This window comes from Mycobacterium ostraviense (assembly GCF_002705925.1).
Lineage (GTDB): Bacteria > Actinomycetota > Actinomycetes > Mycobacteriales > Mycobacteriaceae > Mycobacterium > Mycobacterium ostraviense.
In genome coordinates this window covers 4,025,071-4,041,923 of record NZ_NKRE01000001.1, presented here as the reverse complement: position 1 = coordinate 4,041,923, position 16,853 = coordinate 4,025,071, and the positions used below count along the sequence as shown (strand labels likewise).

The 16,853-nt window shown below is 66.3% G+C and carries 14 protein-coding genes and 2 pseudogenes; 7 read left to right on the top strand and 9 right to left on the bottom strand.

Features of this window, described 5'->3' with window-relative positions; genetic code table 11:
* Positions 1–13: 13 nt before the first annotated feature.
* Positions 14–928, bottom strand: a complete 915-nt coding sequence (locus CDN38_RS18950; RefSeq protein ID WP_075510742.1) for a DUF5336 domain-containing protein — start codon at positions 926–928, stop codon at positions 14–16.
* Positions 929–1,137: 209 nt separating this feature from the next.
* Between CDN38_RS18950 and CDN38_RS18940 the strand changes: the two genes are divergently transcribed.
* Positions 1,138–1,986, top strand: a complete 849-nt coding sequence (locus CDN38_RS18940; protein WP_075510783.1) for an LLM class F420-dependent oxidoreductase — start codon at positions 1,138–1,140, stop codon at positions 1,984–1,986.
* 63 nt (positions 1,987–2,049) lie between these two features.
* On the opposite strand, the gene sucD is transcribed toward CDN38_RS18940, so the two are convergent.
* Together sucD and sucC are read right to left on the bottom strand one after the other, a co-directional pair.
* A complete protein-coding gene (gene sucD / locus CDN38_RS18935) occupies positions 2,050–2,952 on the bottom strand; it encodes a succinate--CoA ligase subunit alpha (RefSeq protein ID WP_075510743.1) in 903 nt (300 codons plus the stop codon).
* Positions 2,953–2,975: 23 nt separating this feature from the next.
* Positions 2,976–4,139, bottom strand: a complete 1,164-nt coding sequence (gene sucC / locus CDN38_RS18930; RefSeq protein ID WP_075510744.1) for an ADP-forming succinate--CoA ligase subunit beta — start codon at positions 4,137–4,139, stop codon at positions 2,976–2,978.
* A gap of 253 nt (positions 4,140–4,392) precedes the next feature.
* Between sucC and CDN38_RS18925 the strand changes: the two genes are divergently transcribed.
* Both CDN38_RS18925 and CDN38_RS29605 read left to right on the top strand, forming a co-directional pair.
* Positions 4,393–5,460: a M23 family metallopeptidase gene (locus CDN38_RS18925; RefSeq protein ID WP_099319111.1), complete on the top strand. Its 1,068-nt coding sequence runs from the start codon at positions 4,393–4,395 to the stop codon at positions 5,458–5,460.
* Positions 5,461–5,463: 3 nt separating this feature from the next.
* On the top strand, positions 5,464–6,048 hold the full coding sequence (locus tag CDN38_RS29605) for a hypothetical protein (RefSeq protein ID WP_180276350.1): 585 nt from the start codon (positions 5,464–5,466) through the stop codon (positions 6,046–6,048).
* A gap of 76 nt (positions 6,049–6,124) precedes the next feature.
* On the opposite strand, the gene pcrA is transcribed toward CDN38_RS29605, so the two are convergent.
* A complete protein-coding gene (gene pcrA, locus CDN38_RS18915) occupies positions 6,125–8,452 on the bottom strand; it encodes a DNA helicase PcrA (protein WP_075510745.1) in 2,328 nt (775 codons plus the stop codon).
* Positions 8,453–8,522: 70 nt separating this feature from the next.
* Between pcrA and CDN38_RS29600 the strand changes: the two genes are divergently transcribed.
* On the top strand, positions 8,523–8,690 hold the full coding sequence (locus CDN38_RS29600; protein ID WP_180276270.1) for a hypothetical protein: 168 nt from the start codon (positions 8,523–8,525) through the stop codon (positions 8,688–8,690).
* 279 nt (positions 8,691–8,969) lie between these two features.
* Here the strand turns inward: CDN38_RS29600 and CDN38_RS31050 are convergent.
* Positions 8,970–10,008 (bottom strand): annotated as a pseudogene (locus CDN38_RS31050) (PPE domain-containing protein); the annotation flags it as partial.
* 279 nt (positions 10,009–10,287) lie between these two features.
* Between CDN38_RS31050 and CDN38_RS18905 the strand changes: the two are divergent.
* The 3 genes from CDN38_RS18905 to pgi are packed head-to-tail and all read left to right on the top strand — an operon-like array spanning position 10,288 to position 13,338.
* A complete protein-coding gene (locus CDN38_RS18905) occupies positions 10,288–10,599 on the top strand; it encodes a chorismate mutase (RefSeq protein ID WP_051508234.1) in 312 nt (103 codons plus the stop codon).
* Positions 10,600–10,656: 57 nt separating this feature from the next.
* Positions 10,657–11,628 (top strand): esterase family protein, encoded by a 972-nt coding sequence (locus CDN38_RS18900; RefSeq protein ID WP_075510748.1) that lies wholly within the window; start codon positions 10,657–10,659, stop codon positions 11,626–11,628.
* 45 nt (positions 11,629–11,673) lie between these two features.
* Positions 11,674–13,338 (top strand): glucose-6-phosphate isomerase, encoded by a 1,665-nt coding sequence (gene pgi, locus CDN38_RS18895; protein WP_075510749.1) that lies wholly within the window; start codon positions 11,674–11,676, stop codon positions 13,336–13,338.
* A 45-nt stretch (positions 13,339–13,383) separates the two neighbouring features.
* Here pgi and CDN38_RS18890 read toward each other — a convergent pair whose 3' ends face one another.
* The 4 genes and pseudogenes from CDN38_RS18890 to CDN38_RS18880 all read right to left on the bottom strand — a co-directional run bounded on the left by CDN38_RS18890 (position 13,384) and on the right by CDN38_RS18880 (position 16,786).
* Entirely contained in the window at positions 13,384–14,133 is a 750-nt protein-coding gene (locus CDN38_RS18890) for an SDR family oxidoreductase (protein WP_075510750.1), read from the bottom strand.
* Between the two features lie 16 nt (positions 14,134–14,149).
* Positions 14,150–14,638 carry a zinc finger domain-containing protein gene (locus CDN38_RS31045; protein WP_408633032.1) on the bottom strand — a complete coding sequence of 163 codons (489 nt, stop codon included), beginning with the start codon at positions 14,636–14,638 and terminating at the stop codon, positions 14,150–14,152.
* 132 nt (positions 14,639–14,770) lie between these two features.
* Positions 14,771–15,013, bottom strand: a pseudogene (locus CDN38_RS31040) (DNA-formamidopyrimidine glycosylase family protein); the annotation flags it as partial.
* 57 nt (positions 15,014–15,070) lie between these two features.
* Positions 15,071–16,786 (bottom strand): PE family protein, encoded by a 1,716-nt coding sequence (locus CDN38_RS18880; RefSeq protein ID WP_099319110.1) that lies wholly within the window; start codon positions 16,784–16,786, stop codon positions 15,071–15,073.
* Positions 16,787–16,853 lie beyond the last annotated feature (67 nt).

The following is a 16,853-nucleotide window of genomic DNA, read 5'->3' as shown; positions in this document are numbered from 1 at the left end:
CGAGAGCGCCCGATTAGACCGGCGCCGAACCGGGTGACGACGACTGCTGGCCGGGCCCCTGCCCATACGACGGCGGTCCCCCGGCGGGGTTGGAGTAGTTGACCGGAGCCGACCCGGCCTGGGATCCCGTTCCGGCACTGACCGGCGGCGGCGGGCCGAAGCTCGGAAAGCCGGTGGGTGGGGTGGACGGACCCTGGTGCATCGGCTGGGGCGGCGACGGGGCGGGTTGCTGGGCGCCGAATCCGCCGGTCGACGGGTTGGAGCCGGCGGCGGGCGAATAACCGCCGTATTGCGATCCGTATCCGGACGGTTGCGCAGGGCTGGGCGCTGCCTGCTGCTGCGCGCCCGGTTGACCGTAATATCCGCCGGGCTGACCGCCGTACTGTCCATATTGGCCGTACTGGCCATACTGCCCGTAGGCATCGAATTTGGGCCGCGGTGCCGGCGCCGAGATGACACCCGCGTCCAACAGCAGCGCCCCGACCGCGGCAACCGACTGAAACACGATGAACACCAACACAACCCACAGCGCCCAGCCGGTCGAATAGGCGCTGGGCTTGTTGAACGTCGCCGCGATCATCAGCAACACGCCCAACAACGCGACCACCGCGACGATGGCCACGTAGCTCTTGGCCTTGGGCAGCAGACTCACCCCGGCAAGCAGTGCGGCCAGCAGAGCCAGGCCGACAGCCAACCCGGTATCGCCGGAAACCTCGCTGCCGGCCCCGCCGAGTTCTGAGCTGACCGTGAACATGGGCCCGAAGCTGGCGAGATACGCCAGCAGCCCGAGTGCGGCAACCGCCATGCTCAGGTACATCGGAAGCTTGCTGACACTGTCGTCAGTCTTGGCGAATGACGGCGTGGCGCCTCCATAGGAGCCGGCCGGTTGCGCGGGCGGATATCCGGGACTACCTGGTGAGTAGGTCATGGCTCCTCCTGTTACCTCCGGTGCCGTCGCTACGCCTGCTGCAATGCGACGATTGCTCCCTGCGACACAATTCGATGACCCACGCTAGCGCACGGCCGGGTACTCGCGCCGTGGCGACCTTACCGCCCGCGATACCGGCCCCGGCATCGCTGCCGATCGGCAGATGAGCCGCTTGCCCGGTGGAGGTAGAACACGTTCTAATTCTGTTCATGGATTACGGGCTTGTCCTTTTCACCAGCGACCGTGGCATCTCCCCGGCGGCAGCCGCGAAACTGGCCGACGACCATGGCTTTCGCACTTTCTACGTGCCCGAACACACGCATATCCCGGTCAAACGGGAAGCCGCCCATCCCACGACGGGTGACGCGTCGCTGCCGGACGACCGCTATATGCGCACGCTGGACCCGTGGGTGAGTTTGGGCGCGGCTTCAGCGGTCACCTCCCGAGTCAGGCTGTCAACCGCGGTTGCGCTGCCGGTCGAGCATGACCCGATCACGCTGGCCAAAAGCATTGCCACTCTGGACCACCTATCCGGGGGCCGGGTCAGCGTCGGCGTCGGATTCGGCTGGAACACCGACGAACTCGCCGACCATGGCGTGCCGCCGGGGCGCCGGCGCACCATGTTGCGCGAATACCTTGAAGCGATGCGGGCGTTGTGGACCCAGGAGGAAGCCGCCTACGACGGCGAATTCGTCAAGTTCGGACCCAGCTGGGCGTGGCCCAAGCCCGTGCAGCCACACATTCCGATCCTGGTGGGTGCCGCCGGTACCGAAAAGAACTTCAGGTGGATTGCGCGTAGCGCCGACGGCTGGATCACCACGCCGCGTGACGTCGACATCGACGAGCCGGTGACGTTGCTGCAGGACACCTGGGCGGCGGCTGGCCGCGACGGGGCTCCCCAGATCGTGGCCCTGGACCTCAAGCCGGTGCCCGAGAAGCTGGCGCACTGGGCCGAGTTGGGGGTGACCGAGGTGCTCTTCGGCCTGCCGGACCGCTCCGCAAGCGAAGTCGCCGCGTATGTGGAGCGGCTGGCCGGCAAGCTGGCCGCCGCGGCCTAGGCGCGAGCAGGCGCTGAATCGCACGTTTCCGGCCGGAAACGCGCGATTCAGCGTCTGCTCGCCCTAAAGAGTCTTCAGGATTTCCCGGGCTAGGGCCGCGGTTGCCGACGGCGTCTTGCCGACCTTGACGCCGGCCGCCTCGAGTGCCTCTTTCTTGGCTGCCGCGGTGCCCGACGAGCCGGACACGATCGCGCCCGCGTGGCCCATGGTTTTGCCTTCCGGCGCGGTGAATCCCGCGACGTAGCCGACGACCGGCTTGGACACATTGGCCTTGATGAAGTCGGCCGCGCGCTCTTCGGCGTCGCCGCCGATCTCGCCGATCATCACGATCAGCTTGGTGTCGGGATCCTTTTCGAAAGCCTCGATCGCATCGATATGCGTCGTGCCGATCACCGGGTCCCCGCCGATCCCGATGGCAGTGGAAAAACCGAGGTCCCGCAACTCGAACATCATCTGGTAGGTCAATGTGCCGGACTTGGACACCAGGCCTATCGGACCGGGTCCGGTGATATTGGCAGGGGTGATGCCCACCAGCGCCTGGCCCGGTGTGATGATGCCCGGACAGTTCGGGCCGATGATGCGGGTCTTGCCGCCCTTGCCCACGTTGTAGGCCCACGCGTATGCGGTGTCCTGCACCGGTATGCCCTCGGTGATCACCACCAGCAACGGGATTTCGGCATCGATCGCCTCGATGATGGCGTCCTTGGCGAATCGCGGCGGCACGAAGATGATCGAGACGTCGGCGCCGGTCTTCGCCATCGCCTCGGCGACACTGCCGAACACCGGCAGCTTGATCAGCCTGCCGCCCTTGTCCTCGTGCGTGACGGTGGTGCCGGCCTTGCGGGCGTTCACGCCGCCGACGATGTGGGTGCCCGCCCTGAGCATGCGAGCGGTGTGGACGGTGGCCTCAGAGCCGGTGATGCCTTGGACGATGATCTTGTTCTCTTTGGTCAGGAAGATAGCCATGGGTCGTGCTTCCTTTCAGGCTTTCAGGCGCTCGCCAGCTCGGCGGCTTTGTCGGCGGCCTCGTCCATCGTCGGTACCAGCGTCACCAGGGGGTGGTTGGCTTCGGCCAGGATGCGCCGGCCTTCGTCGACGTTGTTGCCGTCCAGGCGGACCACCAGCGGCTTGTTGGCCTCGTCGCCCAGGATCTCCAGCGCCTTGACGATCCCGGTGGCTACGGCGTCGCAGGAGGTGATGCCGCCGAAGACGTTGACGAACACGCTCTTGACGTCCTCGTCGCCCAGCACCACGTCCAGTCCGGCGGCCATGACCTCGGCCGACGCGCCGCCACCGATGTCGAGGAAGTTGGCCGGCTTGACGCCGCCGTGCTTCTCACCGGCATAGGCGACGACATCGAGGGTCGACATCACCAAGCCGGCGCCGTTGCCGATGATGCCGACCTGTCCTTCGAGCTTCACGTAGTTGAGGTCGTGCTCTTTGGCCTTCAGCTCCAGCGGATCGGTGGCCGCGCGGTCCTCGAACTCGGCGTGATCGGGATGACGGAAATCGGCGTTGGCGTCCAGAGTGATCTTGGCGTCCAGCGCCAGGATCTGGTCGTCGGGGGTGCGCACCAGTGGGTTGACCTCAACCAGGGTGGCGTCCTCGGCGACGAACAGCTCCCACAGCTTGGAAATGGTGACCGCGGCGGCGTCGAGCACCTCGGTCGGCAGGTGACCCTGCTCGGCGATGGAACGTGCGAAGGCCAAGTCGACACCCTGGACCGCGTCCACCGGAACCTTGGCCAGCCGCTCCGGCTTGGTGGCGGCTACTTCTTCGATGTCCATGCCGCCCTCGACCGAGCACATGGCCAGGTAGGTTCGGTTGGCGCGGTCCAGCAGGAAGGAGATGTAGTACTCCTCGGCGATGTCACTGGCCTCGGCGACCAGCAGTTTCTTGACGATATGGCCCTTGATGTCCAGGCCGAGGATGTTCTGGGCGTGTTGGTATGCGTCGTCTGGGGTGGCGGCGTATTTGACGCCGCCGGCCTTGCCCCGCCCACCGATTTTGACCTGTGCTTTGACCATCACCGGACGACCGATCTCGGTGGCGATCGCCTTGGCGCCCTCGGCGCTGTCGGTCACTCGGCCGGGCGTGCTGGGCACGTTGTGCTTGGCGAACAGTTCCTTGGCTTGATACTCGAAAAGGTCCATGTGCTCACTGTCTTCGCTGGGCTATCTGCTGGGCCTGTAGGGACGGTTGGAACTGTAGCGAGACGCCAAACGTCCGCCACGATCGCATCCCCGTGCTGTGGCGCGCATCACCATATACCGTCGGCATCCAAACGTGATACAGATCACATTTGCGCATGGGTTATTGTCCTGAGGTTGCCAGCCCGGATGGTGAGCAGATACCGTCTCAGGGTCCCAGATAACGTTATGGTCACGATACGAGGACATTTCAGCGTTGTCCCAGCACCGATTCGCCCGCCCTGCCGCTGCAGGCGGGCCTTATGCATCCCGCGATCGTTGGCTTCAGCAGCATCACCGTAACGAAATCACCGAGATCATCCCGTTGGATGGATTCGACGGGTTCGACGAGCTGGAACTCGCCGACCTCGACGAGCTGGATTTCGGCGACCCCGAGTTCGGCACTGCTGTGCAGTTGCTGCAGGCCCCCGAACTCGACGACCTGCATGAGACCGACGACCTGACGCCCGCTTGGCTGGCCGGTCCCACTGAGGTCCTGGCCGCTTTGAGCATCGAGTCCGGGACCCAAGCACCTGCCCCGCGCTCGCACGTCGCGACTGTGACCCCGGTGCCCCGGCGAGGCGGGCAGCACCGCAAGCAGCCGACCAGCGCGGCCAAGGGACGCCTGCTGATCTCGGCCATGGCCGCCGGTGCGGCTGCTGCCGCGGCGCATACGGCGACTCATCAATCCGACGCAACCACGGCCGACACCGTGTTGAGCGCCAATGCGTCGGCGCTCACCGGTGGGTCGGGTGGCGCCCCCCGCGGTGTGCAGGTCATTGCCGCGCAGCCGGCGGCGAATGCGGCAGTGCACAACGCCGAACTCGCCCATGGGGTGGCGTTCGCGCAGGAACGGGCCCAGCGTGAGGCACGACTGCAGCAGCCGCTGTATGTCTTGCCCGCGAAAGGCATATTCACGTCGAATTTCGGGTATCGCTGGGGTGTGCTGCACGCTGGTATCGATCTGGCCAACTCCATCGGGACGCCGATCTACGCGGTGTCGGACGGCGTCGTCATCGACGCCGGCCCTACCGCCGGCTACGGCATGTGGGTCAAGCTGCGCCACGCCGACGGCACCGTGACCCTCTACGGTCACGTCAACACCACGCTGGTCAGCGTCGGACAGCGGGTGATGGCGGGCGACCAGATCGCCACCATCGGCAACCGGGGCTTTTCCACCGGCCCGCACCTCCATTTCGAAGTGCTCCTGGGCGGCACCGAGCGGATCGACCCCGTGCCGTGGCTGGCCAAGCGCGGAATCCTTGTAGGCAACTACGCCGGCTGACCGGTGACCGCAGCGAGCCGTCCCCCCGCGCCTGAGAACCCGTCCGAGCCCACTGGATCTCTCGAGGAACCGCGCACCCGCATCATCCGCCGGGCGCCGACCGGACCACTGCCCGCGATATCCGATTCCGCGGCCACCCAGATCTCGCGCCACCCAACAGCGTTGGACGCAACCGGCCGGGTGGACCACTTTCCGCCGCTACCGGCCGCGATCGGCCACGAGTCGAGCCCCTGGACGGCCGTCGCGGCCGCGGCGGTCAGCATCGTCAGCGGATGGGCCACCTCGGTGGTGGCCACCGACCTGATTGCCGGATGGTGGCGGACCGACCGACTGTTCTGCATCGCGGTGGGCTTTCTGGCTCTGGTCTTCGCTGCAGCCACTGTCACCGGCGTGATCATGTTGTTGCTCCGCCGGTCTCTGGGGCGCTATCTGATCGCGGCGGGCGCGGTGGTCGCGGTGTTGACCTACGGTGGCGTGTTCATCGCCGGTGCGCGGGTCGGGTGGATCGTGCACACCCTGCCGCTACTGCCGATCGCCAGCGTGGTGTTGGCCCTGCATCCGGCGACAAAACGCTGGCTCGTGGAGTAGCGTCGTCGCCGAACGTGTTGCCACTGCGAGGATCTCACGATTTTTTCGCGGTGAGTTCACGGTCGGCGCAAGAGCGCTACAGCTTGGTCACCGGGGCGTGGTTGTGCATCAGCTTGACCCGCCCCGAACTGCCGAAGTCGATCAGCGACATCGCGGACTCCCCTACGCCGGAGACTTCCTCGACCCGGCCCAAGCCGTACTTATCGTGCGAAACGCGGTCGCCGGGCTGCAAGACCAGCAGCGGGCGCTTGCTCGCCCCGGCAGAACGGGTGGGCGCCGCCCGCAGGGGGCCGAACCGGCCGGCTCCACTCACCGGCGCACTGAACGACGGCTTCGGCGCGGTGCGCCGCCAATCGATGAGCTCCTGCGGGATCTCGCGCAGGAAGCGCGATTCCGGATTCAGCATCGGCTGTCCCCAGGACGACCGCACCATGGCCCGGCTGACATAAAGCCGTTGCCGGGCCCGCGTGATGCCGACGTAGGCCAGCCGCCGCTCCTCGGAGAGTTCGGTCGGGTCGTCCAGCGCCCGCATGTGCGGGAACATCCCGTCCTCCCAGCCGGTCACGAACACCACCGGGAACTCCAGCCCCTTGGCGGTATGCAACGTCATCAACGTGACGACACCGGCACCGTGCTCGGGGATCTCGTCAGAGTCGGCGATCAGCGATACCCGTTCCAGAAACGCCGCCAACACACCGGTGTCCGGCACGTCTTCGTTGTCCGGTTCTAGCGCAGCGGTATTCGCCTGGTCGGCACTGAATTCGTGTGCGACGCTGACGAGTTCGTTGAGGTTGTCCAGCCGCGCCAGCTCCTGGGGGTCGGTGGACGATTCCAGCTCCCGACGGTATCCGGTGCGTTCCAGCACCGCCTCGACCAACTCACCGAGGTCCCCTTGAGACGAGTCGAGGCGGTCCCGCAGCTCGTCGAGCATCTGCACAAAGCCCGCGATCGCCTTCTCCGCGCGGGTGTTGAGCATCGCGACCTTGCCCTCGGCCGCGGCTTGTAGCGCGTCGGCGAAGCTGGCGCCGGTGCTCTCGGAATAGACCGCCACGCACGCCTCGGCGCGATCGCCGATGCCGCGGCGCGGCGTATTGAGAATGCGCCGCATGCTGACCGCGTCGCCGGGATTATCCAGCACGCGCAGGTAGGCGATGATGTCGCGAATCTCCTTGCGCTCGTAAAAGCGCACGCCCCCGACGACCTTGTACGGGATTCCGGCGCGGATGAACACCTCTTCCAACGAGCGCGACGAGTTGTTGGTGCGGTAGAAGACGGCGACGTCGTTGTAGGTGATCTCGCCGCGCTCGGCGAGTGCGTCGATCTCTTCGGCGACGAACCTGGCCTCGTCGTGTTCGTTGTCGGCGACGTAGCCGACGATCAACTCCCCTTCCCCGGCGTCGGTCCACAGTCGCTTCTCCCGGCGCCCGGCGTTGCGGGCGATCACGGAGTTGGCCGCCGACAAGATGTTTTGTGTGGAGCGGTAATTCTGTTCCAGCAGAATCGTTGCCGCGTCGGGGTAGTCGCGCTCGAAGTCTTCGATGTTGCGGATGGTCGCGCCGCGGAAGGCATAGATTGACTGGTCGGCGTCGCCGACGACGCACAGCTCCGCGGGCGGCACCTGGTTATCGGGGCCTTCTTGCGTGCCGTGGCCGACCAGTTCGCGCACCAAGACGTATTGCGCGTGGTTGGTGTCCTGGTACTCGTCGATCAGGACGTGCCGGAACCGTCGCCGGTAGTACTGGGCGATGTCCGGGAAGGTCTGCAACACCGCGACGGTCTCGCCGATGAGGTCGTCGAAATCCAGCGCATTGGCCGCCCGTAGCCGTCGCTGGTATTCGGCGTAGACGGATGCGACGGTACGTGCCAAGTCATCTGAGTCGCCCGTCAGGTCGGCCAGCGCCCGGTGGGGGTCAATCAGCTCGTTCTTCAGGTTCGAGATCGCGTTCGCCAACAGCCGCGGCGAATACCGTTTGATGTCCAGGCCCATGTCGCGGCCGATCATCTGCAGCAGCCGACGCGAATCGTCGGCGTCATAGATGGAGAAGTTGGAGTTGAGGCCGTCGATCAGCGACGCGTTGTTGCGCAGGATCCGCACGCAGGTCGAGTGAAACGTGGACACCCACATGTACCGGGCCCGGGCACTGACCAGGCGCACTACCCGTTCCCGCATCTCGGCGGCGGCCTTGTTGGTGAAGGTGATGGCCAGGATCTGACCGACCGCGACACCACGCGCGGCGATGAGGTATGCGATCCGCCGGGTCAACACCGCCGTCTTACCCGAACCCGCGCCCGCGACGATCAGCAGCGGCGAGCCCTCATGCAGCACCGCCTGGCGCTGTTGCGGGTTGAGGCCGTCGAGCAGCTGATCTGTTTCGGACTTCGCGTCGGTCGCGTGCACACTCATGTCGGTCCAAACTTACCGCCGCCCACCGACGACTCGTCGGACCAGGTTGTCGAGCTGAGCGTCTGGGGCGGTGCTGTTACTCGAACCCGGACTGGTCGGTGCCGGTGTGATTGTGCCCGAGCTGTTTGTGCCCGAGTTGCCCCAGCCCGAGTTCAAAGTCCCGGACTGGCCGAAGCCCGAATTGTCGGTGCCGACGTTCATGAAGCCCACGTTGCCGGTAACGCCGCCGTTCGCATAGCCGATTCCGCTGGTATTCGAGAATCCGACGGAGTTGACGCCCGAGTTGAAGAAGCCGGTATTGCGGCTGTTTGTGTTTGGAAGCCTGTCTGGAAGTTACCGACGTTTCCGTAGCCCTCACTCGAATTACCGGTGTTTTCCCATCCCGAAGTACTGTTCCCATGGTTGTTGAAGCCCGAGGTTCCGATGCCGGTGTTCCCGAAGCCGGAGTTTGTGGCCCCGGTGTCGGTTGCGCTCCCGTTGCCGGTATTCACATCGCCGGCATTGCCGGCACCCGTGTTGATGCTCCCCGAGTTCCAAATCCGGTGTTGGTGTTGCCCGAATTTCCAAATCCGGTGTTGCCGGAGCCGGAGTTGTAGAAGCCCACGCTGCTCGCACCCGAGTTGAAGAAGCCCACCGTGGCGCTCGATCCCGAGCCGGAAACTGGGTATCGGCAATTCAGGTGACATAAATACCGGTTAGCGAACTCTGGGAACACGAACACAACACCGGGCACGCCCGAATTGAAGAAGCCGACATTGTTGTCGCCGGAATTGAATAAGCCGATGTTGCCGCTACCGGAGTTCAGGCCGTTGAAGTTGATGCCGAATTGATTGTCGCCGGTCAAACCGATGCCGAAATGTTGTTCCCCGAGTTGCCCAAGCCGATGTTGAAGCCACTATTGCCCAGCCCGATGTTGAAATTGCCAAAGTTGCCTATACCGATGTTGGAGTTGCCGGTATTGCCAAACCGACATTCGAGTTTCCTGCCGTGGGCATGACTTCGGGACCGCTATGTCCTAAGCCGAAGTTGGCGTACCGAAATTCCCGCTTCCGTTGCCGAAGTTGAGGATTCCGCTTAGGTTTCCGTCGCCGAAGTTGAGGTCGCCATTGTTCCCGCCGCCGAAGTTTGCATTACCGGTATAGCCGCTGCCCATGTTTCCGCTGCCGATGTTTCCCAAGCAGAAGTTCCCGGCACCGATGTTGCCGACCGACGACAGCGCGCTCAGGCCCGGGATGTTCTACGGCAGCTCCTGCCACGGGGCCAACCCGGCGGCCGCTGCCGAAGCTCCCCCGTGATAACCCGCCATCGCGGCAACATCCCGGGCCCACATCTGTTCGTACAGGCCTTCGATGTGTGCGATCGCCGGCGCGTTCAGCCCGAACCAGTTCGACAGCACCATCTGCACCAACGCATTCCGGTTGGCCGCCACCGCCGCCGGCACGACCGTCGCGGCCCGCGCCGCCTCGAACACGCCAGCGACCGTTCGGGCCTGCCCGGCCGCCGCTACGGCCTGGGTTGCCGCCGCGCTCAGCCAACTGTGCGTACGGTGCGGCCGCTGGCACCATCGCGGTCGACGCTTCGCCGCACGCGGCGAACCCGCGGGACCGGACAGGGTCCATCTGCCGCAACCCGCCCGCCACGATTTCCGGCCAACGGCTCGCCGGGCTTTTGCGTAGCCGCGGCCCTTGGTGGCACACTCGGTTGGTGCTCAACAGGCAGCGCCGATTTTTCTACGGGTACCCGCCAGCGGTGCCCGTGGTCTAGCTGCTTTCGCAGAGCCCCGTGGTCCGCTTCGGCGATTCGGGGCTCGTCTCTTGTGTGAGGCCCGATACCGGATGAGACCAGAATCCCCACATCACGAGAACGCGGAGTCAGCGGAGATGAACACCGATACCCAACAGCTGCCGAGCATCGAGGAACTGCGCGAGGAGATCGACCGGTTGGACCGCGAAATCCTGGCCGCGGTCAAACGGCGCGCCGAAGTGTCGCAGGCGATCGGCAGAGTCCGGATGGCCTCCGGAGGCACCCGGCTGGTCCACAACCGCGAGATGCAGGTCATCGAGCGCTACAGCGAACTCGGACCCGACGGTAAGCACCTGGCAATGCTGCTCTTGCGGCTGGGCCGGGGTCGTCTCGGTCACCAATAGGTCACATTTCCGCTGCTTATCGCTGATATCTTGGTTTCTGCGGTACATTCCGCCGAAATGGTTACAGCAAAGTCAGCTGGGCTTCTGCGACTGCGCCGTGCGGTGGTCGTTTCGGCGACGGCTGTAGTCGCCCTGCTGGCAGTGCTGGCTGTCGGCTCGGCCACCTCGTCCGCGTGGTCGCGGCGCGGCCTGCCGATCGAGTATCTGATGGTGCCCTCACCGTCGATGCACCGCCAGATCAAGGTGGAATTTCAGGGCGGCGGCCCCCATGCGGTGTATTTGCTCGACGGCATGCTCGCCCGGGACGACTACAACGGCTGGGACATGCACCTGCCGGTGTTCGAATGGTTCGACCAATCCGGGCTGTCGCTCGTCATGCCCGTCGGCGGCATGGCCAGCTTCTACTCCAACTGGTATCAGCCCGCGGCCGGCAACGGTGGGGTCTGGACGTACAAGTGGGAAACCTTCCTGACCGACGAGCTTCCGCAGTGGCTGGCGACCAACAAGACGGTCAGCACCTCGGGAAACGCGGTGGTCGGTGCATCGATGTCGGGATCGGCGGCGCTCATCCTGGCCGCCAAACATCCGCAGAACTTCAGCTACGCGGCATCGATGTCGGGCTTTCTCACCCTGTCCGCCGGGCAATGGCCGTCATTGGTCAGTGCCGCGCAACTGGGCGCCGGCGGTTTTCGCTCCGAGGCGATGTGGGGCCCGCCCACCGACCCGGCCTGGGCGGCCAACGACCCGACGGCCAATGCGGGGACGCTCGTCGCCAACAACACCCGAATCTGGGTGTATACCGGCAACGGCGGCCAATCGGACTTGGAGGCCGCCGGCAAGCTCGATGCCAGCCTGCTGGAATCCGCCACGCGGATCAGCAACAAGATTTTCCAGGCCAGGTACAAAGCCAAGGGCGGGCACAACGGCGTGTTCAATTTCCCGGCTAACGGCACCCATACCTGGTTATATTGGGGCGCACAATTGCAGGCCATGCTGCCCGATCTCCAGCAGGTGCTGGGCACGACTTAGATATCGCTCCGGCTGCCCCCGGTCCCGGAGCATTAGGGTCAAATCATGACCGCCGAGCCATCAATCCGCGACATCACCGCCACCCCGGCGTGGGACGCCCTGCGCAAGCACCACGATCAGATCGGAGAAACGCACCTTCGGCAGTTGTTCGCCGACGATCCCGATCGCGGCCGCGATCTCACGATCGCCGTCGGCGACCTCTATATCGACTACAGCAAGCACCGCATCACCCGCGAGACGCTACGGCTGCTGATCGAGCTGGCTCGCGCGGCGAAACTGGAAGAGCGCCGCAACCAGATGTTCTCGGGTGCGCACATCAACACCTCCGAGGATCGCGCCGTGCTGCACACGGCGCTGCGGCTGCCCCGCGACGCCGAGCTGGTGGTCGACGGCCGCAACGTGGTGCAGGACGTGCATGCCGTGCTGGATGCGATGGGCGACTTCACCGACCGGCTGCGCAGCGGCGAGTGGACCGGAGCCACCGGCAAGCGGATCAGCACCGTGGTCAACATCGGCATCGGCGGTTCGGACCTGGGCCCGGTGATGGTGTACCAGGCACTGCGCCACTACGCCGACGCCGGGATTTCGGCACGTTTCGTCTCCAACGTCGACCCGGCCGACCTCATCGCCAAACTGGCCGATTTAGACCCTGCCACAACACTCTTCGTTGTCGCGTCGAAGACGTTCTCGACGCTGGAGACGCTGACCAACGCGACCGCCGCACGCCGCTGGCTCACCGACGCGCTCGGCGACGCCGCGGTGTCCAGGCATTTCGTCGCCGTCTCCACCAACAAGCGCCTGGTCGACGACTTCGGCATCAACACCGACAACATGTTCGGCTTTTGGGATTGGGTCGGTGGGCGGTATTCGGTCGATTCGGCGATCGGGCTCTCGGTGATGGCCGCCATCGGCCGCGAAGCCTTCGCCGACTTCCTCTCCGGGTTCCACATCGTCGACGAACACTTCCGGACCGCGCCGCTGGAGTCCAATGCGCCTGCGCTGCTTGGTCTTATCGGTCTGTGGTACTCCAACTTCATGGGCGCGCAGTCGCGGGCGGTGTTGCCGTATTCCAATGACCTGGCCCGCTTCGCGGCCTACCTGCAGCAGCTGACCATGGAGTCCAACGGCAAGTCGACTCGTGCCGACGGCACCCCGGTGACCACCGACACCGGCGAAATCTTTTGGGGCGAACCGGGAACCAACGGCCAGCATGCCTTCTATCAATTGCTGCATCAGGGAACCCGGTTGGTGCCGGCGGATTTCATCGGCTTCAGCCAACCGCTCGACGACCTGCCGACCGTCGAGGGCACCGGCAGCATGCACGACCTGTTGATGAGCAATTTCTTCGCCCAGACCCAGGTGCTGGCGTTCGGTAAGACCGCCGAGGAGATCGCGGCCGAGGGGACCCCCGCCGACGTGGTGCCGCACAAGGTGATGCCCGGCAACCGGCCGTCCACCTCGATTCTGGCCAACCGGCTGACGCCGTCGGTGCTGGGACAGCTGATCGCTTTGTATGAGCACCAAGTGTTCACCGAGGGTGTGGTGTGGGGGATCGACTCGTTCGACCAGTGGGGGGTGGAGCTGGGTAAGACTCAGGCCAAGGCGCTGCTTCCGGTGATCACCGGTGACGCCGCGCCCGCGCCGCAGTCGGACAGCTCGACCGACGCGCTGGTCCGTCGCTACCGCACCGAACGAGGACGCGCCGGCTGACAATGCCGCCCCCGAAGAGCCGTCGTCAGATTCACTTTCGACGGTTCAGGCGAACAGCTTGGTCAGCGGCGGCGGCAGCACCCGCATCAACTGCACCAGCGGCGCCCACGGCCACCACGGCACTGCGGCCCGCCCGGGTTCGCGTTCGATGGCGTCGACGAGCGCCTTGACGCCGGTTTCGTTGTCCACCATGAACATTGTGCTGTTCGACTTGGCCGTCATCTCCGACTCGATGTAGCCCGGCTCGATCACCGAGATCTTGATGGGACCCCTGGCGTACTCGGCGCGCAGCGATTCGCCCAATGAACTCAACCCGGCCTTGCTGGCGGCATAGGCGGCTTTGACGCCCGGCACGCCCGTGTTGCCCAGCACCGAGGAAATGAGCACCAGATGCCCCGAACCGCTGTTAGCGAACATCTCCAGCGCCGTTTCGATCTGCACCAGGGCGGCCACGAGATTGGTTTCGATGGTTGCCTTGTTGGCCCACAACTTGCCCGACCCCAGCCTGGCACCCTTGCCGATACCGGCGTTGACGATGACGCGGTCAATACCGCCAAGCTCGTCGCTGAGCTCGGCGAACACCTCGGGCACCTGCTCGTGGTCGTTGACGTCCAGGGCCGCCACCGCGATCTTGACATTTGGATACCGTTGTGACAGTTCGGCTTTCAGCTCGTCGAGCCGGTCGGTGCGACGGGCGCACAGCGCCAGGTCGCAGCCCTTGGCGGCGAATGCCCGGGCCATTCCGGCGCCGAGGCCGGAGCTGGCACCGGTGATGAGGATTTTCCGACGGGTCATCCGGGCAGCATATCGACTACTTCAGTAGCCGCGACATGCGCCGGTCGGCCAGCACCTTGCCGCCGGTCTGGCACGTCGGACAGTACTGGAAAGACTTGTCCGCGAACGACACGTCCCGCACGGTGTCACCGCACACCGGGCAGGGCAGCCCGGTGCGGGCGTGTACCCGCAGCCCGGAGCGCTTCTCGCCCTTGAGTATTGCGGCGCCCTGGCCGACGGAGCGGTGCACCGCGTCGGACAGCACCGACACCATCGCGTTGTGCAGGGTGGTCAGTTGTTCGGCCGACAGTTTGCCGGCGGTGGCGAACGGCGAGATCTTGGCGACGTGCAAGATTTCGTCGCTGTAGGCGTTGCCGATGCCGGCGATCACCTTCTGGTCGGTGATGACGGTCTTGATGCGTCCGGTGTTGCCGGCCAATAGCCCGGCCAGGTCTTCGGTGCTGAGTTGGAGCGCATCCGGTCCGAGCGCCGCGATACCCGGAACCTGCTTCGGATCGTCGACCAGCCAGACTGCCAGACGCTTCTGGGTGCCGGCCTCGGTGAGGTCGAAACCCGGTGCATCGCCGGGGGTACCGAGATGCACGCGCAGCGCGATCGGCCCCTTTCCGGGCCGCAGCGGCGCCGCGGCCAGCTTGTCCGACCATCGCAGCCAGCCCGCCCGCGACAGGTGAGCGATCAACCACAGCGGGTCCGCCCGCAGGCCCAGGTATTTTCCCCACCGGTCGGCCGCGGTGACGGTGCGGCCGGGTAGGGCGCTGACCGGCGGATCGAAGGTTTTCAGCACCGACAGCGCCACGACGTCGACGCGGCCGATCGGCAATCCGACCGCGTGCCGGCGCAGATGGTCGACCAGTGCTTCGATTTCGGGAAGTTCGGGCACCAGTTCAGTCTGCCGATGGCGTCAGGCAGGTGTCCATCGGCCCGCTGAGCTGGACGGCTACGGGGGGCCGTCGGTGCCGGGCTGGCCGAAGAGTTCGCCGCCGCGGCCACCGGTGCCGCCGGTGCCGCCTTGGCTGGCTCCGGCTCCGGCACCGCCGTTGCCGCCGTTGCCGACCAACTGGGCACCACCGCCGTTGCCGCCGATGCCGTTGCCCACGGGGGCCGTGAAGCCCGCGGGGATGCTGCCAGCGTTGCCGCCGTTGCCGCCGTTGCCGGCGAAGAAGCCGCCCTGGCCGCCGTTGCCGCCGACGCTGGTCTGGTACACCGAGCCGGTGCCGCCGCCGTTCAGGCTGCCGGGATTACCAGTGTTGCCGCCGTTGGCGCCGGCGCCGCCGTTGCCCCACAGCTGGGCGTCGCCACCGAAACCGCCAAGCGCGCCGGGGCCGGCGTTACCTCCGCGGTCGCCACCGCTGCCACCGTTGCCGCCGTTGCCACCGGCACCGCCGTTGCCGCCGCTACCGATCAGCCCGCTCTGGCCGCCCTGGCCACCGAAGCCGCCGTAGCCGCCGAAGCCGTTGAAGGAGAGGGTGGTGCCGCTGTTGCCGCCGCCGTCGGCGCCGTTTCCGCCGACGCCGCCGGTACCACCGTTGCCGTAGAGGAAGCCGCCGTTGCCCCCGCTGCCGCCGAAGCCGCCGCCGCCGCCCTGGCCGCCGAAGGTAAAGTCGCCGGTTGCCGCCTGGCCGGCGCCCCCCAATCCGCCGTTGCCGCCGGGGCCGCCGTTGCCGAACAACCCGGAGTTGCCGCCGTTGCCGCCGGTTGCGGCGAAGCTGCCGCCGCTTGCGCCGGCGAGGATGCCGCTGCCGGGCACGAAGGATCCGCCGTTGCCGCTGTTGCCGCCGGCACCACCGTCGCCGTAGATCCAGCCGCTGCGCCCGCCGTTGCCGCCGTTTCCGGCCTGCCCGCCGCTGCCGGCCGTAGAGGAGGCATTGGTGGCGCCGGTGGCGTCGCCGCCGTTGCCGCCGAGGCCGCCGACGCCGCCCTGTCCGAAGAGCAGCCCGCCGTTGCCGCCGGGGCCTCCGTTGCCGCCCGCGCCGCCGTTAAGGCCCGCGCCGCTGGGGACGGCGACGGCACTGGTGCCGTTGCCACCCGTGCCGCCTTGTCCGCCGAGCCCGTACAGCCACCCGCCGTTGCCGCCGTTGCCGCCGTTGCCACCCGGCATGCCGGCTCCACCGGTGGCCGGGACGGCGGCGCCCGCACCGCCGGGTGCGCCGTTGCCGCCGTTGCCCCACAGCCCGGCCGATCCGCCGTTGCCGCCGTTTTGGCCCACCGCACCGGAGCCGCCGTTGCCGCCGTTGCCCAGCAGCCAGCCGCCGGGCCCGCCGTTTTGCCCGGTGCCCGGGGCGCCGTTGGTGCCGTTGCCGATCAGCGGACGCCCGGTGAGCGCCTGCACGGGACCGTTGATCGCGTCAGCCGCGACCTGCATCGGCAGCACGTTGGCCGCCTCCGCAGCGGCGTACTGTCCGGCCCCGCCGGTCATGAGTTGCACGAACTGCTGGTGAAACAGCGCCGCCTGGGCGCTCAGCGCCTGATATGCCTGAGCGTGGGCATCGAACAATGCCGAGACCGCAAACGACACCTCATCGGCGCCCGCGGGTAACACACCCGATATCGGGACCACTGCCGCCATGTTCGCCTGGCTAAGCGTCGAACCGATACCTGCCAGATCGTTGGCCGCTGCAGCCACATACTCGGGCGCTGCGATCACCCACGACATGTACGAACCTCCCCGTCACTGCAAAGGCCCCGCGAAGTGACGTGCGACACAATGCGGCGGTAACCGA